The organism is Pseudoalteromonas sp. B160 (genome assembly GCF_037162485.1).
Taxonomy (GTDB): domain Bacteria; phylum Pseudomonadota; class Gammaproteobacteria; order Enterobacterales; family Alteromonadaceae; genus Pseudoalteromonas; species Pseudoalteromonas rhizosphaerae.
In genome coordinates, this window is sequence record NZ_JARLUX010000001.1 from 2,907,937 (window position 1) to 2,934,538 (window position 26,602).

Here is a 26,602-nt window from a genome sequence, read left to right on the forward strand (position 1 = left end):
AAGGTAGAGTAGCAATGACATCACAAAAATTATATGGAAAGTCGATTCTTGTTATTGGCTTATGCATGGCTTTCGCACTTGTCGGTATTCATCTTATTTTGCATGGGATGGGAGCAAATACTCAAGGCGCAATAGCAAGGGTTACTGAGTCACGTGTAGCTTTGCCACAAATAGTGAAAGAACCAAACGATGTTGTGATGTTTTTTGGCTCATCAATGACGCGTGCCGGATTTTCGCCACGAAAATTTGATGCTGATTTAGCGCAGCGGGGTAAGCAAGTTAAATCATTTAACTTTGGCTTTGGTGGGCTAAACCCGTACTTTCAAGATTTTTTATCACGACGTATTGCGGATGAATTTGTCAAAGAAGATCGCAAAATAAAGCTAACCATGATTGAGTTTAATCCTTTTCAAACCACGCAAACGCGCTGGAGCAGAGCGACCCCAGTTTTAGACTCATTTTTAACTTTACTCGCTAATGATCAGGAGTTAATGGTAATTGCAAAAAATGATCTTACTCGTGGCGTACGATTATTCAATATAAAATATTTGCGCGGCAATATTTCAGCTGAAATGATCACCAGTTTTTTGGGTCGAGAGATGTTTCCACCTAAATCGCATCAAACGTTTAAAGATGATGATGAAACTATTGCGCAGCGTCGCCGCTTAGGACGTTTACTCGGTGAAAAATTTGTAGAAGAATATCCTAATTATAAGGGCGCAGAATGGAGCTATGAATGGCAAGGGGGCGGTACAATCCCACAAGAGCGAACAGCAGAAACGTTAGCTATATTTAACGACTATTACCACGTTACGCAAACTGATAACGAAATGAAAAACGATCGCCTTAGTCGTATTCGCAGTGCAGATATAGAGCAGCTTCATTTTCAACCATTATTGGTTACGCATTTTATTAATATTGTAAAAAACTTTCAACGTGTATCTGAGAACGTTGAAGTGATCATGCTGCCAAAAAACAGTAAGTGGATAAAAACAACACCAGAGGCTGAAAAACGTTTAGCAGAAGTAATAGCGCAAATAGAGCAAGCCACTGGTATTAAAATGAAAAACCATCAAAATATACCGCAAATAACCCCGCAAATGTACCGTGATACCACGCATTTATCGCGTTATCGTGGCGATATTGCTTACACAGATTATCTAATAGAGCAGTATCAAAGTTTGTTTTAGTTTTTACTGCGGTTAGACTGAATAAGTTAAATGCATCAGCGGGTGAGAAAAATGACTACACGTTAACTTATCACGTTGATGTTTTTCGCCATTATTTGGTAAGAGTTGTTATTCAATATTGTTTATTTAAAAAGTTTAAAGCTTAAGTTGTTGATTATTAATTGTTATTTACATGGCTTAATATTTGCTGAATGAGTGTAACTTAATTAGGAATAGACACTCATGCTATTAGATATTCAATCATTACGTCATCAATATAATAAAAGCAAAGATGCAAAATGCGCAATTAATACATTATCTTTGCAAGTTGAACCTGGGATTTTAGCCTTGTTAGGCCCTAATGGAGCTGGAAAATCTAGTTTGATGAGAATTCTGGCTACCATTACTAAGCCAACACAAGGTGTTATTTTATGGCAAGGCCAAGATATTGTTAAATCACCACAATTGTTACGCAAAGAGCTGGGCTATTTACCTCAAGATTTTGGCGTGTATGAACAACTGTCGGGGTTTGAATTTTTGCAATATATGGCAGGGCTTAAAGGGCTTGAAAATGCACATGCCAATAGTGTTATTGATGATTTGCTGAATAAGCTTAATTTAACCCACGCCGCACATCAGCCGCTAAAAGGTTACTCTGGAGGCATGAAACAACGCATTGGAATTGCGCAGGCGTTATTAAATGATCCTAAATTATTGATCATTGACGAGCCGACGGTTGGTCTTGATCCGCATGAACGAGCCAACTTTAGGCAGTTATTGACTGAGCTTGCGGCGGATCGTTGCATTATATTCTCCACGCATATTGTGTCAGATGTTGAATCGATTGCGGACCGCATTGCCATTATGCGCGGTGGCACACTTATTCAATCAGTAACAGCGAATGTATTACAGCAAAAAGTGGCTGAAAAATGTTGGACATTAACGATTGAACCATCGGATCTGAAACAGATCCAGCATGAGTATATTGTTAGCCACAGCATTCGAAAAGAAGGAAAGCTTGAATTAAACCTTGTTGCGGATCATTGCCCTGATTCTAAAGCCACGGTACGGGCGGCATCACTCGAAGATGCTTACTTGTATTTTACTAGCGAGCAACCAGCACCTCGCAGCGCAGCGAGGATCGGTTAATGAAACAGATTTGGCAATGTATGGTCGCTGACTTTAAACAACGTACACGACAACAAAGTTATATGGTGACCTTGTTGGCTATGTCTGTATTAACGTTATTGTATTTTCCGTCCCCTGATGCGCAGTACCAAACACTAGTGATTAATGGCTACCGCGGCATTTATAACAGCGCGTGGATTGGTGTATGTTTAGCTATGCTAAATGTTATGTTCTTACCAATTATTTGCTTTTACTTGGTTAAAAATGCACTTGAGTTAGACAGGCAATCAAAAACGTGTGAGCTTATTGCAGCAACGTCGATTAGCAAACAGGCTTTTCTATTCGCTAAGTGGGGGTAAATGTACTGATTTTACTTTCAATTGTATTGGCGATGTTGCTCAGTAGTGTATTGATACAGCTTTATTATGGCGAAAGCTATCAGGTTGATGTGTGGGCACTCGTTTGGCCGCAATTAGTGTTTGTTTTACCTTTGTTATTAGCAATTGCATCAATCGCTATTTTATTTGAGTCGATAACGTGGCTCAAAGGGGGTTAGGTAATGTGGTATATTTTTTCTTGTGGGTTGGCTCGATAACGCAAAGTATTGAAGGAGTATCAGGCATTGGTGCAGTGCTTGAAAGTTTAGATATAGAGGTTGCTGCGCGTTTTCCAACAGAGCAGGGTGGTACCAATGTTGGCATAACAGCTAGTGAATCTGTAAAAACATTTGTTTGGCATGGGTTTGAGCCAAGTGCTGTGCACTTCCAAGGAATGTTGCCTTTATTGATAGTCAGCTCAATAGCTCTAAGCTTAGCATTTTTATTTTTTGATCGTTTTAGTAATGGCTCAATGAACGAGATTAAAAAGCAATGGCGAATAGTTAGCGTAATTGAAAAAGTCACAGGAATACTCGATAGAATATTTGTTGGCGCAACTAAGTCATTCGCTGTTACACGCTTATTACGATTAGAGTTTAAGTTAATGCTTAAAGGGCAAACAAATCTGTGGCTCATCGGATTGGTCATTTTGAATGTGTGCCAAGTTTTTGTTGATCAGAACCTGTTGCTGAGTCTTTTTTTACCTATGTCATTGTTGTGGTGTGTATTGGTTATATCGCCGTTAGGGCAGCTAGAGAGGCAAACAAATACTATTGAAATTATGGCTTATAGCAAGCAATCACCGCTATTACAAAGTATGGCTAGTTTCAGTGCTGGTTGGGGATTGTTAGCCTTTGCCTGTATAGGCAGTATTGCGCGGTTTGTAGTCATAGCTGAGTGGTTGTTGCTGGTGCAATTGTTTGTGGCTATTTCGTTTATGGTTTCGTTGGCCTATTTTTGCGGTACATTTACGCAGTCAAAACGAATGTTTGAAGTTGTGTTTCTAGTCATTTGGTACATAGGGCCTCTGCAAGGTGGACTATATTTAGACTTTTTAGGGGGAACAGTCAAGCGAGTTGGGATGCAGGAATGCCTTATTACTTTTTGGGTATTGCAGTTGGGTTATTAATGCTAACGGTAAGTATTAGACAGACGCGTTGACTTCTATAGCGAGGTACTGGGAGGGTTGCAATCAATACCTTGCTTTTATTTAGCAAAAGCTGGCTTTGGGTCATTTGCGCTAAAAGCTTAAGTTATTAATTTAGTTAAATTTTTTATAAGCAAAAGTAACTCAGCGGTTGCGCTGGCATCAGCGAGTGCTCGGTGATGGCTTGTCAGGTTTAAGTCAAAATGCGCACTGAGGTTACCTAAAGAGTATGATTTTAAACCAGGAAACGCTTTGCGAGATTCAACCACAGTACATAATTTGGGCATTTTAAAGTGGATACCTGCCATTTCACATTCTTTACGAATAAAGCCGTAATCAAAGTTTACATTGTGAGCCACAAAAATAGTGCCTTTTAGTTTATTAAGTAAAGTCTCAGCTATTTCAGTAAAGCGTGGTGCAGTTGCTACCATTGCGTCATTAATACCGGTTAAAGACACTATAAACTTAGGAATGCGCATTTGCGGGTTGATAAGTGTTGACCAAGTATCAATTACTTTGCCGTGTTGCATTTTAACTATGCCAATTTCGGTGATCCGATTGCCGCCTTTTAAACTACCAGTGGTTTCAATGTCGACCACGCTGTAAATACGATTGGGATCATTAACCCATTTTACGGCCGCAATGTGTACATTGAATCCATTATTTTTGAGGCAATCAATCGTTGTTAGCTGATTACGTCTTAATTTATCACCTGGGGCTTTTACTTCTTCAAAATGGAGTTTATTACCATTTAGCACCATCAAATCAGGGTAACCATCTTTAAGCTGCATAAAGCGCATGGTCATATTCTTTAAGTGACTTTTTAGCGCTGCTAATGAGCTATTTAAAATCAGCACTTCTAATGGTCGTAATAGCTCGCTATGCCAGCGAAACAGCCCATTAGCTTGCTCAAAATAACGGGCGGCACTTTTACAAACGTGTTTTAGTAAATCATCCGGTGTTTGCCAGTTTGCTAGTAGTGCTTCAATTTGTTGGTGTTGGGTATGATAAAAGCAGTCGGTTCTCAATGATTGTGGAAACATATCAAACTCATTGCAAGGTGGGGTGGGAGTATCTATATAAAGCTCGCGCCAAAAAACTAAACCAAAAAGGCTCTGCCAAAGCGTATTTTCGGTATAAAAAACAGTTAACCCTTGTTGAGTGTAGTGTTCTGTAACACCTTGCTCTACATCGTTTCGATAAACTTCGTCAATTTCAATAACACATTGCGTATCGGCGAGCATTGCACTTAAGCGAGAGCGAGTTTGCTTGTTAAATTTACGCATTAAAAAGTCATCAGCAAAATACAGTAAATCATCAGTGAGCGGATCTTCGATGATGGTTTCAAGCTGGATTTTTACCCACTCTTTATTACCTTGGCGGTATTGCTCGCGTATTTGTAATTCAGTTGCTTCAGCGCTATTTTCACAGGCATTTAAAAGTGTAAAACACAGCTCAATATTATATTTTTTTAGTTGTTGGTGAAGTCGTAAAAGGAGCTTGTTTTTAAGGTTGACTGCTAATGTACCTTCGGCCGGTTGATTAATAAGCTCAATAGCTAAAGCTTGATATTCGTCATCACTTTGCGCGCTTTTAAATGCCATGCGATAACGATTTAGCGCGTAGTTAGATTGCGCCTCTTCACGTGTATCAAAGCGAGCTAAACTTACTGTATGGTTTTCTCGTGTGGTTCTTAGGCCCAAATCACGCAGTACAAAGCTATTTTGATGGTTAATATCACCAGTGCTTAAGCGGCCTATGTATAGAAATTCAAAGTATTCATACACAGCAAAGCGGTTATTAATAACAAACTGGTTATAAAGGCAGGTTAAATGTTCCGGCTTAGTAGCAAAAAAATCGCAAGTCTGTGCTACCAGTTGTGCTTTAGTGACGCTTTTTTTAATACTAGGTTGGATATCGAAAGGCGCGAGTAGTGCTAGCAATGCGGGTTTAGTTAGATGTGCGAGTACGTGTTGATAGTCGGTGTAATTTGGATGACTAATGAGCTGTGCTGTTTTTAGCTCTTCGAGTGCCAGTGCAGGGCTGTCTATTTCATTATAATTAAGTGTGGTGATTGCTACGAGTAAAGGTTTACGAGAATAAATGCGTGCCAGCATGCACTGGCCTTGCTCAGTAAGTCGGTTTGCTTTATTAATGAAATCGACGTGTTTTTGCTCTAATAAGTGTCTGCATTGAGTGTCGATAAATGTTATTAGCTCTTTAAAGTGGGCTAAATAATATTTTCCGGGTAATTCTTTTTTCATAACACACACCGTAACTGTATAAAAAAACAGTATCTAGCATTTGCTTTAAGTAATCAAGAGTCGGTTAGTTGTTTTAGAATATCAGCCATAACTTGATTGTTATATTGATGGACGATGCGTTGACTCTTAAAAAGCTGTGGTAATTCAATTAACAAAACGACGATGATTAAAAATACGCCAAAGCTATAAATAGTGAGTATGCCAATTAGCATCAGCGTTAAATTCACCGCACCACGTTGAAATCTACCTAAGTAAAAGTGGTGTAAACCTGCGGCAAAAAACCAATTCAGTACCGCATAAGTATCAGGGTCTTTAACGAGACGCTTTTCTTGCTGGTAAAATAGTTTACGCTGTTCAGGGGACAATGCATTTACTTCTGAACGAAGCTGCTCTTCTTGAGCATTTAGTTGTTCTGATGTCATGGCATTAATAAGCCTCAAGGAAGTGGATCGGATTTTACGGTTACACAGTCGGGGTTATTGCAACGCCGTATTCTTTTTACGCCAATAAACAGACCTTTCACTAGCCCATATTTAGTAATTGCTTGATGAGTAAACTCTGAGCAGGAAGGACTGAAATTACAACTAATATTAAAATGTGCCTTAGCGCCGCCATTTTTTTGATAGCGGCGAATTGCACTAAGCGTCATTGCTTTAAGCACGGTTTCTGCCTAACGTTAAGATCACAGCTTCGCGTGACCAAAATAGCAAAAAACGTTTGCTTTCGATAACCTGAAATACCAGTTGCCAGCCATTTTGTGCTTCATCATTAAGTGTTGCTTCTAGCCTTTTAAGTGGTAACCCGCTCGAACCTAGCAGCAATGTGCCACAGCCACCCTCAACAACATGCAATACTTTATATTCATTAAAATTAGACATCGAGTTTCCTGTAGTTTGTTTTTTTGATAGATAATTCTGTGATTTTAAAAGTGAACCTGAGACTAACCAGATATGATTTTCAACCTAATATAGCTGATTTTTTTCGCATTTACTTAAAAAGCAGCTGTTTTTCGATTTTTTCGCAACTTTTTTCTAAGCCGATTTATCAACGCTAGGACAGTTACTTAGGGTCACTTAGCTCTCTTCATTTTAGCCTATTCACAGTTTGTCAACCTTGAATTATCAGTTCCATTACTTTAACCTTTATTTTTATTGAACGTTCAATTAATAAAAATATGCCTAAAGTTGGAATGGAACCTGTCCGTCGTCAGCAGTTAATTGACGCTACTATTAGTTCGGTTGCTGAATTTGGCTTACAAGCAACAACCATTAATAGTATCAGTAAAAAAGCAGGATTATCGTCGGGCATTATTAGTCATTATTTTGGTGGTAAGCAGGGCTTGATAGAAGCCACTGTGCGTTATTTATTAACCAATCTAAAACACGAGCTGATCAAACAAGTAACGCCAACAACTACCCCTGAGCAAAGGTTAATGCTGATAATAGAAGCTAACTTTGCCAGATTACAACAGCGCAGCGATACCACTAAAACTTGGTTAAGCTTTTGGGCGCAATCGATGCACGATGTTCAGTTGCATCGCTTACAGAACGTAAATAGCCGACGACTTCTTAGTAATTTAGTCAGCTCATTTAAACAATTGATGGGTGATGATGAAGCCAAACTTGCAGCGCAATTATGTGCGGCAATGATCGATGGCTTATGGTTAAGAGCGGTACTAAGTAAGTCTGATCAAGATCAATTTGCACATTGTGAACAGCTAGCAAAAAACTTTGTATGTTCACTTATCAAACAGTATGGAGCTTAATGTGACAACACCTGTTTATCAAAACTTTATCAATGGTCACTTTTTAAAAAATCAAAGTGGCGAAACATTTGCAGTTAAAAACCCAGCAACAGATGACGTAATTTATTATGTAGAAGTGGCAGATGCGTTTATTCAAAATGCGGCTATTCAAAGTGCTAAACAAGGATTTGCTGCATGGTCAACTATGAGTCCGATTGAACGTAGTCGTATTTTACTAAAAGCGGTTGCATTATTGCGCGAGCGTAATGATTTACTTGCAAAAATAGAAGTGCTAGATACCGGTAAACCATGGCAAGAAGCCGAGTGTGTTGATGTGCAAACTGGCGCTGATGTAATCGAGTATTTTGCAGGGCTAGCACCTGCCCAAGTTGGCCAGCAGCAAATGGTTGGCGAAGATTTTTATTATACCCGTAAAGAGCCATTAGGGATTTGTGCCGGAATCGGTGCGTGGAACTACCCGCTGCAAATCGCTTGTTGGAAATCCGGCCCAGCTTTGGCTGCCGGAAATGCATTTATTTTTAAACCTTCTGAAGAAACGCCACTTGGCGCAATTAAGCTTGCCGAAATATTCATCGAAGCGGGTGTACCTGCAGGCGTGTTCAACGTGGTGCAAGGTGCAGCAGAAGTCGGCCAGTGGTTAACACAATCAGCTGATATTGAGAAAGTATCGTTTACCGGCGAAGTAGGCACAGGTAAAAAAGTAGTTGCTAGTGCTGCGGGTTCATTAAAAGATGTCACCATGGAACTTGGTGGTAAATCACCACTGCTAGTATTTGATGATGCCGATATTTCACAGGCAGTAAGTGCTGCAATGTTAGGTAATTTTTATACGCAAGGTGAAATTTGCACTAACTGCACCCGTATTTATGTACACAAAAATGTTTATCAGCAATTTATTGATGAGCTTAAAACACGCACTGAAGAAAATATTATAGCGGGCGATCCACTCGATCCTAACGTTAACTTTGGCGCATTAATTTCCAAAAAGCATCAACAATTAGTGATGAGCTATATCGATAAAGGCATCAGCGAAGGTGCAACGTTATTAACGGGTGGTAAAACGCTTAGCCCAGCCTCTGCACCAAACGGTTACTTTGTTGCACCAACGGTATTTATTGATTGCACTGATGATATGACGATCGTCAAAGAAGAAATCTTTGGTCCCGTAATGAGCGTATTAACGTTTGATGACGAAGATGATGTAATTCACCGTGCTAACGATACTCACTTAGGCCTTGCTGCAGGCGTGTTTACCAAAGATATTAAGCGCGCACACCGTGTTATTCATCAGCTGCAAGCAGGTATTTGTTGGATCAACAGCTACGGCAATTCGCCAGCAGAAATGCCTGTGGGCGGTTATAAGCAGTCAGGTATCGGTCGTGAAAATGGCATTGAAACACTTGATCATTACACCCAAACTAAATCGATTTATGTCGGTATGACTAATATAGAGAGCCCATTTTAATGACTGCACTAACGTATGATTACATCATAGTGGGTGCAGGGTCGGCGGGCTGTGTACTGGCTAATCGTTTATCCGAAGATAGCCGCAACCGCGTTTTATTATTAGAGACTGGCGGCAGCGATAAAAGCATTTTCATTAAAATGCCTACCGCGCTATCAATTCCGATGAATTCAGATAAATACGCGTGGCAGTTTCATAGTGAAGCTGAACCGTATCTAGATGATCGTCAAATGCACTGCCCGCGTGGCAAAGTGTTAGGTGGCTCATCATCTATCAATGGCATGGTGTATGTACGTGGCCATGCTAAAGACTTTGATGAATGGCAACAACATGGTGCACAAGGGTGGGATTATCAATCCTGTTTACCGTATTTTCAAAAAGCAGAATCATTCTATTTAGGTAAAAACGACTATCGTGGTGATAGCGGCCCTTTGGGTGTGAACAACGGTAACGAAATGGCGAACCCGCTTTATAAAGCCTTTATCAAAGCGGGCCAGCAAGCCGGATATGCAGCCACTGACGATTATAACGCAGCGCAGCAAGAGGGTTTTGGTCCAATGCACATGACCGTTAAAGACGGTGTGCGCAGCTCTGCAAGTCGTGAATATTTAGACCCAGTGAAGTCACGTAGAAACTTAGTTATTGTTACTGGTGCGTTGGCTGAAAAGGTGTTGCTTGAAGGCAAAAAAGCCGTTGGTGTGCAGTACAAAGTTAATGGCGATATTGTTAAAGCAAAGGCCAGTAAAGACGTTATTTTAAGTGCCGGTCCGATTGGTTCACCGCATTTATTGCAACTTTCTGGTATTGGCGACAGCGAAATACTTAAAGCAGCGGGTATCGAGGTTAAGCACCATTTACCCGGGGTTGGGCAAAATCTGCAAGATCACTTGGAGTTTTATTTCCAGTATAAGTGTAAGCAGCCAATTACCTTAAACGGCAAGCTTGGCCTTATTTCAAAGGGCCTTATTGGCGCGCGTTGGTTATTAAACCGCAGCGGTCTTGGGGCGACTAATCATTTTGAATCTTGTGCATTTATTCGCTCAAAACCAGGGGTTGAGTGGCCTGATATTCAATATCACTTTTTACCTGCGGCAATTCGTTATGACGGTAAAAGTGCTTTTGATGGCCATGGTTTTCAGGTCCATGTAGGGCATAACAAGCCTAAAAACCGCGGTGCAGTAACAATTAAATCGGCTGATCCAACGGTTGCACCTAAGATCCAATTTAACTATTTACAGCATCAAGATGATATTGAAGGGTTTAGAGCCTGTGTGCGTTTAACGCGTGAAATCATTGAGCAAAGTGCGTTTGATGATTACCGCGATGGCGAAATCCAACCAGGTAAAGAGATTCAAACCGATGAACAAATAGATGCTTTTGTACGTCAGGCAGTTGAGAGTGCTTACCATCCTTCATGTTCATGCAAAATGGGTGAAGATGAACTGGCAGTAGTAAACTCAAATACTCAAGTACATGGCATTGAGGGACTGCATGTGGTGGATTCATCAATCTTCCCAACGGTTCCTAACGGAAATTTAAATGCGCCAACCATTATGGTGGCAGAAAAAGCGGCTGATCTAATTTTAGGTAAGCCACCACTTAGTAAATCGCAAGCAAAGGTTGCTGTTGAATCTCAATGGCAAACTGTGCAGCGTAGTTCGAGAGATCTAACCAGGCCACCTGGGGCACATTTTGTACCTTGGGGCTTGCAGTGGCGCGCATCATAAGTTGTTTGTGGTGCGTTAATGCGAGACTAAAAACACGGAGACGTAATGATGTATTTTCATTTATTTTGGGGAGGGAATTATGACCTTATGGCTTAGCGCAGGCATTATTTTCACCCTACTAGCAATTGTTGCAATTTTAGTAAAATGGGGCAATGTAAAGTGTGTTGGCGTCACACCGGTAAGAACATTTACCTTTATCGCCATCTTATTTACATCAGGCTTAGATGTTGGCTTGATCATGTTTCCACTCACTGAGTTTGCAGGTTATGCAGACATAAAAGCAAGCCCAGAGTACGCGTTTGCCAATCCACTAGCTATCGAGTTTGGTTATTGGGGCTTTCTGATCTGGGGATTCTATTTCCTTACGTGCTTTTATTTCTGTGTAATAGAACCTAAAGTGAAATTTTTCGAAATTCCTTGGGTTAAATTAATCAATAATGTAGTTATTATTGGTACTTGTGCCTTCACCGCTTTCTTATTGCTCTCTAACCTACCTTGGTATTTACCTAGTCTTGGTGATGGTGAGTCGATTATTCCGTCATTTTATTTAATTGTATTCGCAGCTATTTGCTTTGCGGTGTATTCAAGCACCGATATTAAATATGTACGTTTTCTAAGTATTTCAACTACCTGGTTATTTATAGCACTAATTGGTTTTATGTGGTTTGGCGCATTTATGGGCGAAAATGGCCAAGTGTCAGATTTTACAAATAATTTAACGTTAATTGGTAGTTACTTTGGCAATATTAATCAGTTTGTACTGCCACTCAATGATTACCATGAGTTTTATTTATTTTGGTGGTTTGCGTGGAGTATTATGATTGGTCAATTCACTTCACGTTTTGTCGGTGGATTAAAAACCTATCAAGTATTGGGGGCAATGTTAATTTTCCCTTCAATCCCAATCGCAATTTGGTTTGGCGTGCTTTATCAGTATCACGAAGCAGGCATTGATACACAAGGGATCAAAAATATAGCAATGGTATTTGTTGGCGTAGTGTTTGTGATCAACTCGCTTGATTCACTGATCCGTTTATACACCGACAATATGGGTATGACGGTTAAACGTTTAGGTAAATTTAAATATATTGCGCTAAATGTTGTCGCTCTTTCATTATTAACCCTATTATTTAAGCAGAACTTTCTACAAATCCAGTGGGTCGGAGTGTTAGTGATTGGTTTGTTCTTTGCGTGTGCAGCCTATATTGCCTATAGCAAAGTTAAAACTGTGAGTAACATTGATAGTTCGCCGAAAGACAACAAAATTGACTACACAAAAATTGAATCAGCTAGCTAGATATTAGCTTATACAGTAGCGAAGGAATTAACATGACAACACAAAAAACATTATTAGCAGTCGCATTACCGTTTGCACTTTTTTCAACCTCAGTATTGGCTGATTGGTCAGCAACCGTAACCGGCGCATCAGATTATACCTTTAATGGTGTGAGCCAAACGCAAAACGACCCAGCGTTACAAGGTAGCCTTGATTATTCATTTGGCGAATCAGGCATGTATGCTGGCACGTGGGCGTCAAACGTTGACTTTGGTGACGACACAAATATTGAATGGGATGCTTACTTCGGTCGCTATGCGCAGTTAAATGAAGCGCTCAGTATTGATTACGGCCTTGCGTATTACAGTTACCATGGGCAAAGCAACTCAAGCGATGGTAACTACTTTGAAGCTTACACTAAATTTGGTTACGCAAGTGAGTTAGGGCAAACAGAGCTTAACTTCTGGTATAGCTGGGATTATTTTGGTACCGGCGCAGGTCATGTGATTTCTATGGTTGCACACACCATTGAACTTGCACCTAATCACGCACTGCGTGCCAGCTTTGATATTTCAAATTCACTCGATGGCGATAAGTTCGCATGGGATACCGATGGTAAATCGTATAACCACTATCGTCTTGCTTATCAAACAAATTTAGCGGGTTTTGATATTGAGGTAGCGGGCGAGAACACCAGCCTAGATATTGATACTGCAGATGAGCGTATTGTATTGTCGATAGGCCGTACATTCTCACTATAAGTGTTTTAAATTATTTTATTTAAACAGCAAAACGGCCATTATAAAAATGGCCGTTTTTTATTCGTTATCCTCTTCAATATACCTAAGTATATCGCCTGGTTGACACTCTAGATGCTTACATATGGCATCAAGGGTACTAAAGCGCACAGCCTTCGCTCTGCCAGCTTTTAATACTGATAAATTCTGTGGTGTAATACCAATGGCTTCAGCCAGCTCGCTTGATTTCATTTTTACGTGTTGCTAGCATGACATCTAAATCTATTATTATCGGCATTAAATCACAAGCTCTTGTTCTTGTTGTAATTGGTGTGCTTGTTTCATTACCCATGCTATTACGTAAATTATAAGCCCAGCGAGTAACCCTATAATGTCGGTATCGCTGATGAATATAATACGGGTAAGCTCGTCGCTCGTTATAGTATTGATTAAGGTCACAAGCAAAGCAGGATAAATGGCAGTAATCACAAATTGTAGAAGTAACACACCACCGAGCCATGTGAAGCAACGAATGTTTTTAGCGCTAAAAACAGTCCCTTGCGATAAAGCGAAAACAAACGAAGTAAAATAATATTTATTATGATAAATGGCAGGACTTGGATTAAACCGAGCCAAACTAAAGCATTATAGTGATTTTCTGTTAATTGTTTAGCTGCGTTGCTCCATGAGCCATTGACTTCAAGACCTATCCACATATGAGCGCTACCTTCGACGCCTAAATTTAGCTCTGAGCTAGTGAATAACACCATACTTAGGGTGATCAATATAGTGAATAAGCTGAGTAATAGTAAGGTTAAAATGATATTGCTCATCCAAATTATTTTCTTCATTGTTATAAGCTGCTTGACGTTAATTGAGTTAATAATACCTCATAATGAGGCTTTAATTCAGTTCCATTTAGCGTATCGCCATGGTGTTTTCCAGATGCGATATATAATTGCTTTTGACTGGATGCAGCATGTTTGAATAAAGACTTTGCCAATGATATTGGTGTTTGTGTATCATTTTCACCCGTTATAATTAGCAGCGGTGATTTATATTGTTTTACAATTTTAAGGTTATCAAACTCAAGTAAGCCATCAGAGTAGTTAATAGTGATAAAAGGTTTTGCGTACCAAGGAACTCTAGTGTCGGTCATTTCTTGAACATTAGTAATACTGCCTTCGAGTACTAAGCCATCAATGTTTCTTTTCGTTGTGACATAGCCTGCTATTACGCTTCCTAAAGAGTGTCCATGCAAAATAATTGGTTTGTTGTTAATGCGAGGATTCTGTTTTACGTAATCAAATATACTAAGTGCATCTTGCTTTAGGTTACTAACGGTAGGTGAGCCATCACTTTTTCCATAGCCACGATGATCAAACATCACTATATTTGTTTGTAGTGGCAATAGTGCCTCTAAGGGTTGTTTTGCAGCAATATCAACTCTGAACTGATTTCCCCCAAAGTAGACTATAGTGGCTTTAGCGTTTGCGACGGTTATAAGAGTTCCGCGAAGTTTAATGCCATCAAAGCGCTGTAATCTCAATAGGGTTTAAATTTGCTGTATTATTAATATTCTGGAGTGTGGTTAGATCAATCCCCTGATCTGGTTTAATAAAGTGTGACTCCTTAACTTCTATTGTTGTACATGCCGTTAGGATCAACAGGGTCATCGATAGCACGAGGTTTAAACAGAGAGCTTTCATTTTAGTTCCTTTAAGTTAAAAAACTAAGATGCCATTAAAATGAACTTTAAACAATAAAAAATTATCGTTTTTCGATAATTTAAGGTGCTGTTTATGAGTTTATTCTTCAACTGCTAGAGCTACCATGGGCAAATACTTTTAAATGGGCTGGGCGCCAATCACATGCGCTAAACTTTATTAACGACGAAGTTCAATTCAATGATTGGCCTTAATTATTATAAGTACCTAGCGGTTAAGTGATTTGCTCCCGCCATAGCTGTCGCATAGAGACTCATTAATACAAGCAGAGTTAAGCTATCACCGTGGTCAAACATATAGTTTGCTAGGCCCATATTTAATCCAAACGTTAAGCATAAAATTACACTTAGTAAGTTTATGTTTTTGCAAATATTACCGATCGCAAAGCTAAGTAGTAAACCAGCAGCACAGGCTAACGAGTAACTTAAAGCATTAATTAGTAACAACTCTTTGTTAGCAAGAGTAAGCGCAGCTGCTGTGCTAAAACACAGTAAAGCTACGAGTGCTGCTAATTTTAAAACACTGTAACTAAGTGCGACTTTTGCGCTGTAGCTAGTGTTGTAAATTGGTAGGGTAAATAACAGCTCCCATGAGTTTTGCTTTTGTACTTTGCTCCATAAACTTAATGTAACAATCGCGAATAAATTCAGCGTTAAAACAAAAATGGCCTGCTCAGTGATATTATAAAATAGATTCGCCACTACACCGAAAAAACATAAAAGTGTAATTAAAATAAGGTATTGAGAGAGTCCAGAGCCAACAAAGTAGCTAAGAGGGAATAACCCTTTATTAATTGAGCTGCCGTAATTTGATAAAAAACCACTGGGAACTGGCGACCAACCAGATTGCAGACCATTACGATAATTTAGTAATGAATCGGGGCGCCATTTGTACGCAGATGTAAAGCTTTTATGAAATAACACGATAGCAATAAAAGCAACGACGTTAACGGGTATTAGCCAAACTGGCAGTTGCTCAATAAGCACACACACTAACGTAGCTATAAAGAAGCTGAAATAGCAAACAGAGGTAAATAAATGGCTGAATGAGCGATTTAAAAACCAGATAATAATGCCAACAAGATTGGCCATCGTGAGCGTTGCTAATAGATTGATATTGCCCGCAATTATGATACTCAAGATAGAAATTAAGTTACTCAATATAATGAATACTTTACCTTGAAACATCACATGTTTACGGTAACCAACAACTAAACTCTGCCATTCAGTTGCTTGCAAGCGAATACTTTGCCAAGCTATCGCGCTGTACATACAAATAATTGAAAACATGATCATTAGTCCGATCAGATCTTCAATACCTGTAGCTAAAAGGCATAGTAATGTCGTTATAATTGCAGCGATGAAATAACTGGCACAGCCGACGTCTTTTAACCAAAAACTGACAGCACCTTGATACCATGGACATTTACTGGCTTGCATCATCCATGTAACTCCACAAACAGCTGTTCAAGAGACAGTGTATTGATTGCTAGAGCACCAACAACAGTTTCACCTGTATAGCCATAAATAATGGCACAATTTTGCTGCCTGTTAAGTACCTTGTATGCACTGAGATCAATCGTCGACTCTTTAAAGCTGACTTTTCTAACGGTGTCGCGAATGACATCTAATTCGTCGAGTAAAAGTAACTCGCCTTGTTTTATAAGTGCAATGTGGCTGGCGACGCGCTCTATGTCAGAGGTGATATGTGATGAAAATAAAATTCCGGAGCCCGAATCTATTGCTAAATCGAAAAGATCACTCATAAATTCGCGTCTAGCAATTGGGTCTAAGCTCGCCACCGGCTCGTCTAAAATAAGTAGCTGGGGTCTGTAGGCCATGGCCATAATAAGGGCTAAAGTTTGACGCTGGCCGATTGAGAGATCATTAATCGCATCCTTGCTATTCAATTCAAAGCGCGCGAGCCATTTTGCTTCTAATTGCATATCCCAATTTGGGTAAAAACTGCGATGTAATGCCAAAGCGTCAGCAATTTTAAAACCTTCATAACCAAACGTTTGCTGGGCGACATAACCAATTTTTTGTTTACTGCTGGCACTTAATTGATGACTTAATTCACCTAATGCTTGTACTTCACCCTCATCAGGCTTTACTAAACCCAGCGCGCTACGTAATAAGGTTGTTTTACCTGCACCATTTTTACCTAATAAACCAATCACCATGCCAGGCTCAACATTAAGGGTGATGTTGTTTAATATCAGACGTTGGTTGTAATGTTTAGAGACATTTTTATAGCTAAGAAGTGGTTGTGTCATTGTTATAATTCCCACCGTTTTTTTATTAGTTCGGTTAAAGTCGGTTGTGGCACATCGAGTTGTTTGGCTTGCTGAATAAGTTGATCGATAGCTTTAAAAAGTAAGCTCTCTTGTTGATCGGTTTGTTGTGCTGTTTTTTGTGCGACACGGGTTGCTTGGCCACGGCGTCGTTCTAACCAACCTTGATCCACTAATTGACCAATCGCTCTGGAAACTGTCATAGGATTAACAGCAAAGTGATCCGCTATTTTTCTCACGGACGGAAGCTCTTCACCTGCAGCTATTTGCTCACCAACAATTAAACGCACAATTTGTTCATGTAATTGCTTATAAATGGGATCGCCACTATTGGGGTTGACATTAATAAATTCTAGCATTACTCTTTCTCTACTGTATTAATACATTAATACACCGATACACTAAGTAATAAGTTATCACATTAAGTGTAAAATGCAAACAAGGGAAAAGTGATGAAAAGCATATCAAATTGTTTTAATAGACTGATAATTAAAGTGATGATGCCAATTTTAATGGTTGCATCAACTGCGTCATACGCAGAAAATAATCAAAATAACCAACCAAAACTGACGCCATGCTATATGGAAGGGCTGTCTGATCGATTGATGTGTGGCAGTATTGCTCAACCATTGTCAGATGATCCAAGCGAAGGGGAGATTGATATCCACTTTGCAGTTATACCTGCAATCAAGCCCAGTCATCCTGATGAAGCGGTACTTGGTTTTGCCGGTGGCCCAGGACAAGGGGCTATAGATTTAGCGAGAATATTTGACCATAACTTACGTTTTGCTCGCGAAACTCGAGACATAGTCTTGGTTGACCAGCGTGGCACGGGTTATTCACATCAATTGCAATGTGAAAGTGATGACCTAAAAACCCAGTTTGCTTTTAATGATGTGATTGCCGATCTTCAAGCCATGGGAGCAGAAGATACGCAAAAATGTAAAGCAAAGCTCAATATTGATTTGAGCAATTTTACTACGCCTGTTGCGGCAAAGGATTTTGAAGCTGTGCGTGTTGCTCTTGGTTATAAAGGCTTTCATTTATATGGGGTGTCATACGGCACACGTATAGCGCAAGAATACATGCGCCAATTTCCTAATGCTGTTTTAACGAGTACCTTAGATGGCGTTGTGCCAATGCAGCAAAGTCTGGCTGCCATAGGCGGAGCGGTTGATGGTTCACTGGCTGCATTATTCAAGCGCTGCGAAACTGATGCTTTATGCGCAGCCCAATACCCTAACTTAGCAAATAACTTTAATTCATTGCTTACGAGGCTTGAACAACAGCCTGTACAAACACAGGTTAGACACCCACGCACCAATGACCTTATTGATTTTACAATCACTAAAATGAAGCTTTACAGTGCGATACGATTTGCGCTTTACGGCCATGCACAACGTGCGATTGTACCAATGGTTATTGAAAAAGCACTAAGGGGTGACTATTCACCATTGGCTGGCATGATGGCGAATGTTGATTTAACACAATCTTTAGCAATGGGTATGCATAACGCCATCGTTTGTGGTGAAGATTGGCCACGCTTAACAACGCAAACCCGCGCTCAGTACAGTAAAACTTATATGGGCAAAGCAATGATTGCGGGGTTGGATATAGCGTGCCCAATTCTGAATGTAAAAGCCGTTGACGAAACATTTTATCAGCCGCTAAAAACCAGTACGCCAACGTTACTTCTTTCTGGTGGACGCGATCCTGCTACACCTGCAAGTTGGGCCGAGCTTGCGATGGTTGAGATGACAAATGCCACCCACTTAGTTGCACCGACTGCCACCCATGGCATTGGCTCACAAACCTGTGCGCCGAAAATCATTGCCAAGTTTATCGACCAGCAAAGTATGCAAGACATTGACAAAACCTGTATTAATGATGCAAATGACAAACCGTTTTTTATGAATATTAACGGCGTAGCCGTTGCCAATAGCCACCCAGCTGATGCAGCTAACAAGGAGTAAGTGATGATTAAAGTAACCAACCTAAATAAGAAGATTGGCGATGTTAATGCGCTAAATGGTTTAAGTTTTACTGCACAGGACGGCAAGATAACTGGCCTCCTAGGGCCAAATGGCGCAGGTAAAACCACTTGTTTACGCACCGTATTTGGATTGTTAAAGGCTGATAGCGGAAATGCTGAAATTGACGGCATTGATGTTGCCAAAGAGCCGATGGTAGCAAAGCAAAAACTAGGATTGTTTCCTGATCCGTGTGGCTTGTATGAGCGATTAACACCAAGGGAATACATTACTTTTTTTGCTCAGCTTAGCGGCCTTAGTGCTGCGCAAGCAAAGGAAGCCACTACGCAAGTAATTGATAAATTGAGTATGAATGATATTGCCGATCGCCGTTGCCAAGGTTTTTCGCAAGGGCAGCGAATGAAAACGGCATTAGCACAAGCGGTTGTTCATAACCCAACAAACATTATTTTAGATGAGCCAACCCGTGGCCTCGATGTAATGAGTACACGTATTTTAAGAGAGCTGTTATTGCTACTTAAAGCACAAGGGCATTGTGTTTTGTTCTCATCGCATGTGATGCAAGAAGTTGCAGCGTTATGTGATCACGTGGTGATCATGGCCAATGGTCAAGTGATTGCACAAGGTTCAGTGGCTGAGCTGTGTGAACATGCAGGTAAAGAGACATTAGAAGAAGCATTTGTCGCCTTAATTGGTAGTGATGAGGGGATTGCAGCATGATTAATTTATTAACAGTGTTATTTAAAAAAGAAGTGATGGATGCCAGCCGTGATAAACGCTCGATAATGGCGGGGCTGTATTATGCGATAGGTGCACCAATTGGTGTGTGCTTATTAATGAGTGTTTTGCTACAGCAATTAGCATCGCCTGAAGCACTAAAAATTAATATTGAAAATAGCGATAGTGCACCAGGACTTATTGCTCACCTTAATAGTCGTGATATTTTTGCCAGTACTGATGCTAATGAGCGTAAAGATATTACTTTATCAATCAGTGATGACTATCAACAAAAAATGAGCGAAGGGCGCCCAGCTACGGTAACGCTAATTGCAGATAAATCTGATGATAAGTTGCGTAAACATATCAACCAAGTTGAAAAAGCAATAGCATTGTACAGCTCTGAAATAGCGAGCCTGAGATTAGTCTCTCGTGGTGTGGATCCGAGTTTGATGCGTGCAATCGTGATTGAAGTACATGATCAAGCTACACCTGATTCAAAAGGTGGCATGATTTTGGGTATTGTCGTATTAACACTTATTTTAGCTTTATTTTACGCGGCGATGAATTTGGCAATTGATACCAGTGCGGGTGAGCGAGAGCGTAATTCTTTATCGTTATTGTTGAGTCATCCATTACATAGTTTACATATTGTGCTTGCTAAAATAGGCGCTATCACGACGTTTTCGATGTTAGGTTTAGTGGTAATTTTAGTTGTCTCTAAGTTTTCGTATGCAATGGTGCCGTGGCAGCAAATGGGCTTTAGCATCACTATTACCCCTGCGTTTATGTTATTTAGTATCGCAATATGCCTACCTATCGCGTTGATGTCGGCAAGCTTACAAGTGTTTGTGTCTTTTATGGCTAAGTCATTTAAAGAAGCACAATCTTACGTCACTATGGTGTTATTTATCCCAATGGCGTTAAGCATGATAACTACTTATGATATTGCGACAGATAAGGTGCAGTGGTTGCCGATAGCAGCACAGCAGTTTGCATTAATGGAATTTATTAAAGGTAATCCCATTCCTATCCCGCAGTTACTGCTATCAACAGTGATCACACTGGTATTATGTGTAGCCTTTAGTTTTTTAAGCGCGCGTATGCTGAAAAGTGAAAAAGTGGTATTTGGCTTGTAAGCTATTGAGTTGGAAATGAATCAGCGACCTAAAAGGCCGCTGATTTATTTTTGAGGGATAACTGAGCTGTTTAGAAGCAGAGTAAGTTATTAATAGCATTTTAAACAAGCAGCTTGGATAAAGTTTATAGCGTACCGTTGGATATAAACTTAGTAATTAGTTGTTGTTTCTTAAATAGAATTGCCACTGTTGCAAAGCAACACCTTGATATTAAGCCCTTATGAAACCGTAAGCTCTGCATTTTGAGGCGGTTTGGGTATCAGTGTTACGCAGCGAGATTTATAATGTCTGGCTGTACTCAGTCATGATCTGTTCAACCCAGTTAGCGATACGCTCATCACTGTGTTCGTATTGGCTGTCTTCATCAAGGGCTAAACCAACGAAGTGTTTGCCATCTTCGGTGAGTGCCTTAGAGGCTTCAAACTCATACGTGCTGTCGTTCGGCCACAATCCTAATAAAGTATATTGTTGGCTACTTATTTCATCATGTAACATACCAAGTGCATCTTGAAACCATTGACCATAACCTTGTTGATCGCCCATGCCAAATAAAGCGATGGTTTTGCCATTGAGATCAACATCTTTAATGTCGTCCCAAATCGACTCCCAATCTTCTTGTAACTCGCCAAAATCCCATGTGGAGATACCAAAGATGATAAAGTCGTAATTTTCTGCATTTTTTAATGGTTCATCTTTGATGTTATGTAGGCTGACAATGTCTTGACCGATAATATCGCGAATTTTTTCTGCTGCTATTTCTGTATAGCATGTGGTAGAACCATAAAATAAACCAATTTGCATCGTATTTATCACTGTGTATTTGCCTGATATGATAGGCTGAAGTTTACCGTAAGGTATTATTAATTGATACCTTGATAACTATGAGAATAACTGTGACCACGTTACCTGATCATGAGTCATTAGACTCAGCCATTACAGATCACGACGAACTACTCGGTAATAGTGATTATCTTGAATCTTTTTTAGATAACCTCTATTTAGAACAACACGTAAGCGATAACACTTTATCTGCGTATCGCAGCGACTTGGATAAATTTTGCCACTTTTTAAAAGGTCAAGATTTGCTCACCGTCAGTGGCCAAGATATTGAAAGCTATTTAGCGCATCGTGTTGATTTAGGTTTAAAGCCTCGCAGTACGGCGCGCAGTATTAGCGCGTTAAAGCGCTTTTACCAATACTTTGTACGTGAAAAACACATTACTGATTCGCCAATGGTAAATATTGCTCAGCCTAAAGCGGGCCTATCATTGCCGAAAACGTTGTCAGAAAATGAAGTAGAAGCACTTTTGGCGGCGCCTAATGTTGAAGAGCCGATGGGCTTGCGCGACAAAGCTATGTTAGAGCTATTATATGCAACGGGTTTACGGGTTAGCGAGTTAGTTGGGTTGCGTATTGAACAAATTAATTTGCGCCAAGCAGTGGTGTTTGTTAAAGGTAAAGGTAATAAAGAGCGTTTGGTGCCGCTTGGCGAAGAGGCTATGTATTGGCTCGAGCAATTTTTAAAAGTGGGGCGCGCGCAAATGATCAAACATGCCACTGATTTTGTGTTTCCGTCAAAGCGTGGAGTCGGTATGACTCGACAAACTTTTTGGCATCGTATTAAACACTATGCTATTTTGGCAGCAGTTGAATCGCCTTTATCGCCCCATACGTTGCGCCATGCGTTCGCAACACACTTACTAAATCATGGTGCTGACCTAAGGGTTGTACAGATGATGTTAGGGCATAGTGATTTATCAACCACACAAATTTATACCCATGTAGCTAATGAACGGTTAAAATTGGTACATCAACAACATCATCCGCGCGCTTAGTGAGAATTTTTTCGTACTTCGGCGGTCTGAGTAGTTAAGAATTATCAGGATATAAGAGAACATTATGAAAAAGTTAGTATTAGCCGGTGCGATATTAGGCACCAGTATAAGTGCGTTTGCCAATGGCGTTGCAGCCATTCCTGATGCCAACGATCCAATCGTGACTAAGTTTGCAGAGCTAGGTGTTACTGTTAAGCAAATTAGCCCAAGCCCAGTGGCCGGTTTAAAAGAGTTGATCACTGATAAAGGCGTGCTGTATGCAAGCGCAGATGGTCAATACTTAATGCAAGGCACCTTGATTGATTTAAATAACCGTAACAATCTAACCGAGCAAGCGCTTAATGGCGTTCGTAAAGAAGGCCTAGCGCAATACGAAGACTCAATGATTGTTTACAAAGCTAAAAATGAGAAACATAGCATAACTGTGTTTACTGATATTAGCTGTGGTTATTGCCGTAAGTTACACCGCGAGCTTGATGATTTACTTGAAGCGGGTATTACCGTTAAGTATTTAGCGTTTCCACGTGGTGGTTTACAAGGCTCAGGCTATGCAGATCTAATGAATGTTTGGTGTGCTAAAGATCAACAAGAAGCAATGACAGCAGCAAAATCGGGCGCTGATACAAAAGTAATGGCCGGTTGTCATGCCCCAGTTGCAGAACATTATCAGCTTGGCCAAAGTTTTGGCATTAGCGGTACACCAGCAATTATTTTAGAAGATGGTACGATGATCCCAGGTTATCAGCCTGCGGCCGCATTAGCTGCTGCGTTAGACGCTAATAAATCGTCATAGTATTATGCTTTTTATAAAAAAGGCCGTTAAGGCCTTTTTTTGTCTTTATTCCTTAATCTAAAAGTACCGCGCCTGCATGAAAAAATTAATTGTTGCTCGTGATCATCATGATGATTCACACCTGCCAAGCCATTTGCACCCTGTTATTAAACAAATTTATGCCAGCCGCCAAGTTAATCATGCCGATGAGCTAAATAATAGCGCAGCCACTTTACATGACTTCAAATTATTTAAAGACATAGATAAAGCCACCGCTTTACTTCAACATGCTCTGCGAGCGCAAAGTAAAGTGCTGATCGTGGGTGATTTTGATGCCGATGGCGCAACCAGCACCGCTACCTTAATGCAAGGCTTAGCGATGTTTGGTTTTGCTCATTTAGACTATTTAGTGCCAGACAGATTCAGCTTAGGCTATGGTTTAAGTCCCGCGTTGGCCGAGCAAATAGTCACTATGGCACCAGATCTGGTGATCACTGTTGATAATGGTATTTCCTGTATTGCTGGCATCGCAATTGTAAAAGCCGCGGGCATTAAAGTGCTGGTTACCGATCATCACTTGCAAGGCGAACAACTACCCAATGCTGACGCTATCGTTAACCCTAATCGCCATGATTGTGAGTTTCCATCAAAATCAATCGCAGGAGTCGGGGTTGCATTTTATTTATTGATTGCGCTTAGAAGTGCATTGCGTGATGTTGGTCATTTTGCGCAGCAACCACCGCCTAACTTAGCCGATCTGCTTGATATTGTAGCGCTAGGTACGGTTGCTGATGTGGTGGCACTGGATGCCAATAATCGCACCTTAGTTCACCAAGGTCTAGCGCGAATTCGTAGCGGCAAAACACGCCCAGGTATTACAGCGCTGATTGAGGTCGCTAATCGTAACGCAGCGCGTTTAAGCGCCAGTGATTTTGGTTTTTCGCTTGCACCACGCTTAAATGCCGCTGGGCGTTTAGATGATATGAGTTTAGGCATAGCTTGCTTACTTGCTACTGATATCAATCAAGCGCGACGCATAGCCGCTGAGCTGGATAGTTTAAACCATGAGCGTCGAGAGATAGAGCAGGGCATGCAACTTGAAGCACAAGCCGTGCTAGATAGGCTTGCTTTTAGCGATGAACAAACACCTGATGCTATCTGTTTATATCAAGAAGACTGGCATCAAGGTGTGATCGGTATTTTAGCGGGACGTTTAAAAGAGAAATACCACCGCCCAACAGTAATTTTTGCTGGTGGCGACAACGGTGAAATAAAGGGCTCTTGCCGCTCGATTGAAGGCTTGCACATGCGTGACTTGCTTGAGCGCTTAAATACCTTGCATCCACATTTGATCAGTAAATTTGGTGGTCATGCTATGGCGGCCGGTCTGAGCATTAATGAGCAGCACTTTAGTGAGTTTAAACGTGAGTTTGAGCAGGCGGTAAGTGGGCAGTTAAGTGAAGAGCATAAACGCTGTATTATCTTAACCGATGGCGAGCTTGCTGATGACTGCTTTAGCATGGAGTTTGCAAATGTACTCAAACAAGCAGGGCCATGGGGGCAGCAATTTCCAGAACCCGTGTTTGAACACACTTTTGAACTCGTACAGCAGCGCATTGTTGGTGAAAAGCACTTAAAGCTGGTATTAAAACACCGTTCAGGGCGTTTGGTTGATGCTATTGCCTTCGGTATTGATGTGCGCGAGTGGCCTGATACTGAAGCGCGCTTGGTGAAATTGGCCTATCAGCTCGATATCAATGAGTTTAGAGGTAAATTTTCATTACAGTTAATTGTCCGTGAGCTGCAAAAAGTAGCTTAAAAAATATCTATTATCGATGCATAAAGTACTAATAAAACGCACGGTTTTTTGTTAAAATCGGGCGTTTTATTATTTAAAGCGAAATTTAAATAATTATTAGCATAATTTTACCTGGCGATTAGCCGCGTAAACCAGCCATTTTGGAGTAATGTACATGTTTGAAGTGAATCCTGTGATTAATCAAATCAAGGAAATTCGCGAACGTACTGAACTGCTTCGGGGGTACCTTTGACTACGCTCTTAAACAAGAACGTTTAGAAGAAGTTAACGCCGAACTTGAAGATTCAGCCGTATGGAATGAGCCCGAGCGAGCACAAGCACTAGGTCGTGAAAAGTCAGCATTAGAAGCGGTTGTTGAAACTATCGATAATCTAGTAACTGGTACTGACGATGTTGAAGGGTTGCTTGAACTTGCAGTTGAAGCAGAAGATGAAGAGACCTTCAATGAAGCACAAAGCGAACTGACAGACCTAAACGAACAGCTTGAAGGTTTAGAATTTCGTCGCATGTTCTCTGGCGCACATGACGCAAATGATGCTTACCTTGATTTACAATCAGGCTCAGGCGGTACAGAAGCTCAAGACTGGTGTAACATGTTATTACGCATGTATTTACGCTGGGGTGAAGCCAAAGGCTTTAAAGTTGAACTGGTAGAGGCCACTGACGGTGATGTTGCCGGTATTAAAGGCGCAACCGTGCGCTTTGTTGGTGAATACGCGTATGGCTGGTTACGTACAGAAACTGGGGTTCATCGTTTAGTACGTAAAAGCCCATTTGATTCAAGTGGCCGTCGTCATACCTCGTTTGCTTCTGCATTTGTTTATCCAGAAGTTGACGATAATATTGAGATTGATATTAATCCGGCTGATTTACGTATCGACGTATACCGTGCATCAGGCGCGGGTGGTCAGCACGTAAATACCACAGAATCTGCGGTACGTATTACCCACGTACCGACAAATACGGTAGTGCAGTGTCAGAACGAACGCTCTCAACATAAAAATAAAGCACAAGCGATGAAGCAGTTAAAAGCGAAGTTATTTGAGCTTGAGCTACAGCAGCAAAATGCTGAAAAGCAAACCCAAGAAGATGCCAAATCTGACATCGGCTGGGGCAGTCAAATACGTTCATACGTACTTGATGATGCGCGCATTAAAGATTTACGTACCGGCGTTGAAAACCGTAATACCCAATCGGTACTTGACGGCAATTTAGATAAATTTATTGAAGCCAGCTTAAAATCTGGCCTATAAC

General features: G+C 40.6%; 27 protein-coding genes and 2 pseudogenes. 17 read left to right on the forward strand and 12 right to left on the reverse strand.

From position 1 onward, the window contains the following. The first annotated feature begins 14 nt into the window (after window positions 1-14). From P4S61_RS13500 to P4S61_RS13520, 5 genes are all read left to right on the forward strand, one after another. Entirely contained in the window at window positions 15-1,190 is a 1,176-nt protein-coding gene (locus P4S61_RS13500; RefSeq protein WP_259399548.1) for a hypothetical protein, read from the forward strand. A gap of 222 nt (window positions 1,191-1,412) precedes the next feature. After that, complete coding sequence (locus P4S61_RS13505) at window positions 1,413-2,318, forward strand: ABC transporter ATP-binding protein (protein WP_337118441.1); 906 nt, start codon at window positions 1,413-1,415, stop codon at window positions 2,316-2,318. Then, a complete protein-coding gene (locus P4S61_RS13510; protein ID WP_337118442.1) occupies window positions 2,318-2,656 on the forward strand; it encodes a hypothetical protein in 339 nt (112 codons plus the stop codon). Before P4S61_RS13505 ends, P4S61_RS13510 begins: the two co-directional genes overlap by 1 nt. Beyond that, complete coding sequence (locus tag P4S61_RS13515; RefSeq protein ID WP_337118443.1) at window positions 2,647-2,853, forward strand: hypothetical protein; 207 nt, start codon at window positions 2,647-2,649, stop codon at window positions 2,851-2,853. Before P4S61_RS13510 ends, P4S61_RS13515 begins: the two co-directional genes overlap by 10 nt. A gap of 5 nt (window positions 2,854-2,858) precedes the next feature. After that, window positions 2,859-3,803, forward strand: a complete 945-nt coding sequence (locus tag P4S61_RS13520) for a hypothetical protein (RefSeq protein WP_337118444.1) — start codon at window positions 2,859-2,861, stop codon at window positions 3,801-3,803. A 119-nt stretch (window positions 3,804-3,922) separates the two neighbouring features. On the opposite strand, the gene P4S61_RS13525 is transcribed toward P4S61_RS13520, so the two are convergent. Genes P4S61_RS13525 through P4S61_RS13540 form a run of 4 tightly spaced genes read right to left on the reverse strand, consistent with a single transcriptional unit; the run spans window position 3,923 to window position 6,963 of the window. Further along, complete coding sequence (locus tag P4S61_RS13525) at window positions 3,923-6,085, reverse strand: exonuclease domain-containing protein (RefSeq protein ID WP_337118445.1); 2,163 nt, start codon at window positions 6,083-6,085, stop codon at window positions 3,923-3,925. Window positions 6,086-6,138: 53 nt separating this feature from the next. Then, window positions 6,139-6,507 (reverse strand): TM2 domain-containing protein, encoded by a 369-nt coding sequence (locus P4S61_RS13530; RefSeq protein ID WP_182718001.1) that lies wholly within the window; start codon window positions 6,505-6,507, stop codon window positions 6,139-6,141. A 14-nt stretch (window positions 6,508-6,521) separates the two neighbouring features. Further along, on the reverse strand, window positions 6,522-6,734 hold the full coding sequence (gene yidD, locus P4S61_RS13535; RefSeq protein ID WP_220491300.1) for a membrane protein insertion efficiency factor YidD: 213 nt from the start codon (window positions 6,732-6,734) through the stop codon (window positions 6,522-6,524). 4 nt (window positions 6,735-6,738) lie between these two features. After that, window positions 6,739-6,963, reverse strand: coding sequence for a DUF4177 domain-containing protein (locus P4S61_RS13540; protein WP_145240804.1), 225 nt, complete (start codon window positions 6,961-6,963; stop codon window positions 6,739-6,741). A gap of 296 nt (window positions 6,964-7,259) precedes the next feature. Between P4S61_RS13540 and betI the strand changes: the two genes are divergently transcribed. The 5 genes and pseudogenes from betI (at window position 7,260) to P4S61_RS13565 (ending at window position 13,079) form a co-directional block, all read left to right on the forward strand. After that, window positions 7,260-7,850, forward strand: coding sequence for a transcriptional regulator BetI (gene betI / locus P4S61_RS13545; RefSeq protein WP_145240806.1), 591 nt, complete (start codon window positions 7,260-7,262; stop codon window positions 7,848-7,850). 1 nt (window position 7,851) lies between these two features. Further along, window positions 7,852-9,315 (forward strand): betaine-aldehyde dehydrogenase, encoded by a 1,464-nt coding sequence (gene betB / locus P4S61_RS13550; RefSeq protein WP_145240808.1) that lies wholly within the window; start codon window positions 7,852-7,854, stop codon window positions 9,313-9,315. Further along, window positions 9,315-10,976: pseudogene (gene betA, locus P4S61_RS13555) on the forward strand (choline dehydrogenase); the annotation flags it as partial. The gene betB and the pseudogene betA, both read left to right, overlap by 1 nt. Window positions 10,977-11,121: 145 nt before the next feature. Then, window positions 11,122-12,339 (forward strand): BCCT family transporter, encoded by a 1,218-nt coding sequence (locus P4S61_RS13560; protein ID WP_145240812.1) that lies wholly within the window; start codon window positions 11,122-11,124, stop codon window positions 12,337-12,339. A 32-nt stretch (window positions 12,340-12,371) separates the two neighbouring features. Beyond that, complete coding sequence (locus tag P4S61_RS13565; RefSeq protein WP_337118446.1) at window positions 12,372-13,079, forward strand: TorF family putative porin; 708 nt, start codon at window positions 12,372-12,374, stop codon at window positions 13,077-13,079. A 57-nt stretch (window positions 13,080-13,136) separates the two neighbouring features. Here P4S61_RS13565 and P4S61_RS13570 read toward each other — a convergent pair. From P4S61_RS13570 to P4S61_RS13600, 7 genes and pseudogenes are all read right to left on the reverse strand, one after another. Further along, a pseudogene (locus P4S61_RS13570) lies at window positions 13,137-13,353 on the reverse strand (helix-turn-helix domain-containing protein). Beyond that, window positions 13,353-13,589, reverse strand: a complete 237-nt coding sequence (locus P4S61_RS13575) for a DUF2975 domain-containing protein (protein WP_337118912.1) — start codon at window positions 13,587-13,589, stop codon at window positions 13,353-13,355. The pseudogene P4S61_RS13570 and the gene P4S61_RS13575 overlap by 1 nt, the downstream one beginning before the upstream one ends. After that, window positions 13,541-13,906, reverse strand: coding sequence for a hypothetical protein (locus tag P4S61_RS13580; protein ID WP_337118933.1), 366 nt, complete (start codon window positions 13,904-13,906; stop codon window positions 13,541-13,543). The genes P4S61_RS13575 and P4S61_RS13580 overlap by 49 nt, the downstream gene beginning before the upstream one ends. 2 nt (window positions 13,907-13,908) lie before the next feature. Further along, window positions 13,909-14,604: an alpha/beta hydrolase gene (locus P4S61_RS13585; RefSeq protein WP_337118447.1), complete on the reverse strand. Its 696-nt coding sequence runs from the start codon at window positions 14,602-14,604 to the stop codon at window positions 13,909-13,911. A 375-nt stretch (window positions 14,605-14,979) separates the two neighbouring features. Then, window positions 14,980-16,224 carry a hypothetical protein gene (locus P4S61_RS13590; RefSeq protein WP_337118448.1) on the reverse strand — a complete coding sequence of 415 codons (1,245 nt, stop codon included), beginning with the start codon at window positions 16,222-16,224 and terminating at the stop codon, window positions 14,980-14,982. Next, window positions 16,221-17,057: an ABC transporter ATP-binding protein gene (locus P4S61_RS13595; RefSeq protein ID WP_145240824.1), complete on the reverse strand. Its 837-nt coding sequence runs from the start codon at window positions 17,055-17,057 to the stop codon at window positions 16,221-16,223. Before P4S61_RS13595 ends, P4S61_RS13590 begins: the two co-directional genes overlap by 4 nt. Window positions 17,058-17,059: 2 nt before the next feature. Next, the gene (locus P4S61_RS13600) at window positions 17,060-17,434 is read right to left on the reverse strand and encodes a GntR family transcriptional regulator (RefSeq protein WP_145240826.1); all 375 of its coding nucleotides are present in this window, start codon (window positions 17,432-17,434) and stop codon (window positions 17,060-17,062) included. A gap of 93 nt (window positions 17,435-17,527) precedes the next feature. Here P4S61_RS13600 and P4S61_RS13605 point away from each other — a divergent pair, with 93 nt between their 5' ends. The 3 genes from P4S61_RS13605 to P4S61_RS13615 are packed head-to-tail and all read left to right on the forward strand — an operon-like array spanning window position 17,528 to window position 20,922. Beyond that, window positions 17,528-19,048 (forward strand): alpha/beta hydrolase, encoded by a 1,521-nt coding sequence (locus tag P4S61_RS13605; RefSeq protein WP_182731149.1) that lies wholly within the window; start codon window positions 17,528-17,530, stop codon window positions 19,046-19,048. Window positions 19,049-19,051: 3 nt separating this feature from the next. Next, on the forward strand, window positions 19,052-19,786 hold the full coding sequence (locus P4S61_RS13610) for an ABC transporter ATP-binding protein (protein ID WP_337118449.1): 735 nt from the start codon (window positions 19,052-19,054) through the stop codon (window positions 19,784-19,786). Further along, complete coding sequence (locus P4S61_RS13615; protein WP_337118450.1) at window positions 19,783-20,922, forward strand: ABC transporter permease; 1,140 nt, start codon at window positions 19,783-19,785, stop codon at window positions 20,920-20,922. Before P4S61_RS13610 ends, P4S61_RS13615 begins: the two co-directional genes overlap by 4 nt. 279 nt (window positions 20,923-21,201) lie before the next feature. Here the strand turns inward: P4S61_RS13615 and fldB are convergent, their stop codons facing one another. After that, window positions 21,202-21,723 (reverse strand): flavodoxin FldB, encoded by a 522-nt coding sequence (fldB, locus tag P4S61_RS13620; protein ID WP_145240943.1) that lies wholly within the window; start codon window positions 21,721-21,723, stop codon window positions 21,202-21,204. 80 nt (window positions 21,724-21,803) lie between these two features. Between fldB and xerD the strand changes: the two genes are divergently transcribed. From xerD to prfB, 4 genes are all read left to right on the forward strand, one after another. Beyond that, window positions 21,804-22,757 carry a site-specific tyrosine recombinase XerD gene (gene xerD / locus P4S61_RS13625; RefSeq protein WP_220491296.1) on the forward strand — a complete coding sequence of 318 codons (954 nt, stop codon included), beginning with the start codon at window positions 21,804-21,806 and terminating at the stop codon, window positions 22,755-22,757. 64 nt (window positions 22,758-22,821) lie between these two features. Further along, on the forward strand, window positions 22,822-23,550 hold the full coding sequence (gene dsbC, locus P4S61_RS13630) for a bifunctional protein-disulfide isomerase/oxidoreductase DsbC (protein ID WP_145240834.1): 729 nt from the start codon (window positions 22,822-22,824) through the stop codon (window positions 23,548-23,550). 76 nt (window positions 23,551-23,626) lie between these two features. Further along, a complete protein-coding gene (gene recJ, locus P4S61_RS13635; protein WP_182784557.1) occupies window positions 23,627-25,348 on the forward strand; it encodes a single-stranded-DNA-specific exonuclease RecJ in 1,722 nt (573 codons plus the stop codon). A 154-nt stretch (window positions 25,349-25,502) separates the two neighbouring features. Beyond that, window positions 25,503-26,601, forward strand: a protein-coding gene (prfB, locus tag P4S61_RS13640) for a peptide chain release factor 2 (protein ID WP_145240838.1) whose coding sequence is annotated in 2 segments (ribosomal slippage) — window positions 25,503-25,577 and window positions 25,579-26,601 — 1,098 coding nt in all. Because the reading frame shifts where the segments join, the coding sequence is not laid out codon by codon here. The last annotated feature ends 1 nt before the right edge of the window (window position 26,602 follow it).

Bases quoted from the DNA above. Each gene is read 5' to 3' on its own strand.
- P4S61_RS13500 (WP_259399548.1), top strand. From the start codon at position 15: ATGACATCACAAAAATTATATGGAAAGTCGATTCTTGTTATTGGCTTA.
- P4S61_RS13505 (WP_337118441.1), top strand. From the start codon at position 1,413: ATGCTATTAGATATTCAATCATTACGTCATCAATATAATAAAAGCAAA.
- P4S61_RS13510 (WP_337118442.1), top strand. From the start codon at position 2,318: ATGAAACAGATTTGGCAATGTATGGTCGCTGACTTTAAACAACGTACA.
- P4S61_RS13525 (WP_337118445.1), bottom strand. From the start codon at position 6,085: ATGAAAAAAGAATTACCCGGAAAATATTATTTAGCCCACTTTAAAGAG.
- P4S61_RS13530 (WP_182718001.1), bottom strand. From the start codon at position 6,507: ATGACATCAGAACAACTAAATGCTCAAGAAGAGCAGCTTCGTTCAGAA.
- yidD (WP_220491300.1), bottom strand. From the start codon at position 6,734: ATGACGCTTAGTGCAATTCGCCGCTATCAAAAAAATGGCGGCGCTAAG.
- P4S61_RS13540 (WP_145240804.1), bottom strand. From the start codon at position 6,963: ATGTCTAATTTTAATGAATATAAAGTATTGCATGTTGTTGAGGGTGGC.
- betI (WP_145240806.1), top strand. From the start codon at position 7,260: ATGCCTAAAGTTGGAATGGAACCTGTCCGTCGTCAGCAGTTAATTGAC.
- P4S61_RS13560 (WP_145240812.1), top strand. From the start codon at position 11,122: ATGACCTTATGGCTTAGCGCAGGCATTATTTTCACCCTACTAGCAATT.
- P4S61_RS13565 (WP_337118446.1), top strand. From the start codon at position 12,372: ATGACAACACAAAAAACATTATTAGCAGTCGCATTACCGTTTGCACTT.
- P4S61_RS13580 (WP_337118933.1), bottom strand. From the start codon at position 13,906: ATGAAGAAAATAATTTGGATGAGCAATATCATTTTAACCTTACTATTA.
- P4S61_RS13590 (WP_337118448.1), bottom strand. From the start codon at position 16,224: ATGATGCAAGCCAGTAAATGTCCATGGTATCAAGGTGCTGTCAGTTTT.
- P4S61_RS13595 (WP_145240824.1), bottom strand. From the start codon at position 17,057: ATGACACAACCACTTCTTAGCTATAAAAATGTCTCTAAACATTACAAC.
- P4S61_RS13600 (WP_145240826.1), bottom strand. From the start codon at position 17,434: ATGCTAGAATTTATTAATGTCAACCCCAATAGTGGCGATCCCATTTAT.
- P4S61_RS13605 (WP_182731149.1), top strand. From the start codon at position 17,528: ATGAAAAGCATATCAAATTGTTTTAATAGACTGATAATTAAAGTGATG.
- P4S61_RS13610 (WP_337118449.1), top strand. From the start codon at position 19,052: ATGATTAAAGTAACCAACCTAAATAAGAAGATTGGCGATGTTAATGCG.
- P4S61_RS13615 (WP_337118450.1), top strand. From the start codon at position 19,783: ATGATTAATTTATTAACAGTGTTATTTAAAAAAGAAGTGATGGATGCC.
- fldB (WP_145240943.1), bottom strand. From the start codon at position 21,723: ATGCAAATTGGTTTATTTTATGGTTCTACCACATGCTATACAGAAATA.
- xerD (WP_220491296.1), top strand. From the start codon at position 21,804: ATGAGAATAACTGTGACCACGTTACCTGATCATGAGTCATTAGACTCA.
- dsbC (WP_145240834.1), top strand. From the start codon at position 22,822: ATGAAAAAGTTAGTATTAGCCGGTGCGATATTAGGCACCAGTATAAGT.
- recJ (WP_182784557.1), top strand. From the start codon at position 23,627: ATGAAAAAATTAATTGTTGCTCGTGATCATCATGATGATTCACACCTG.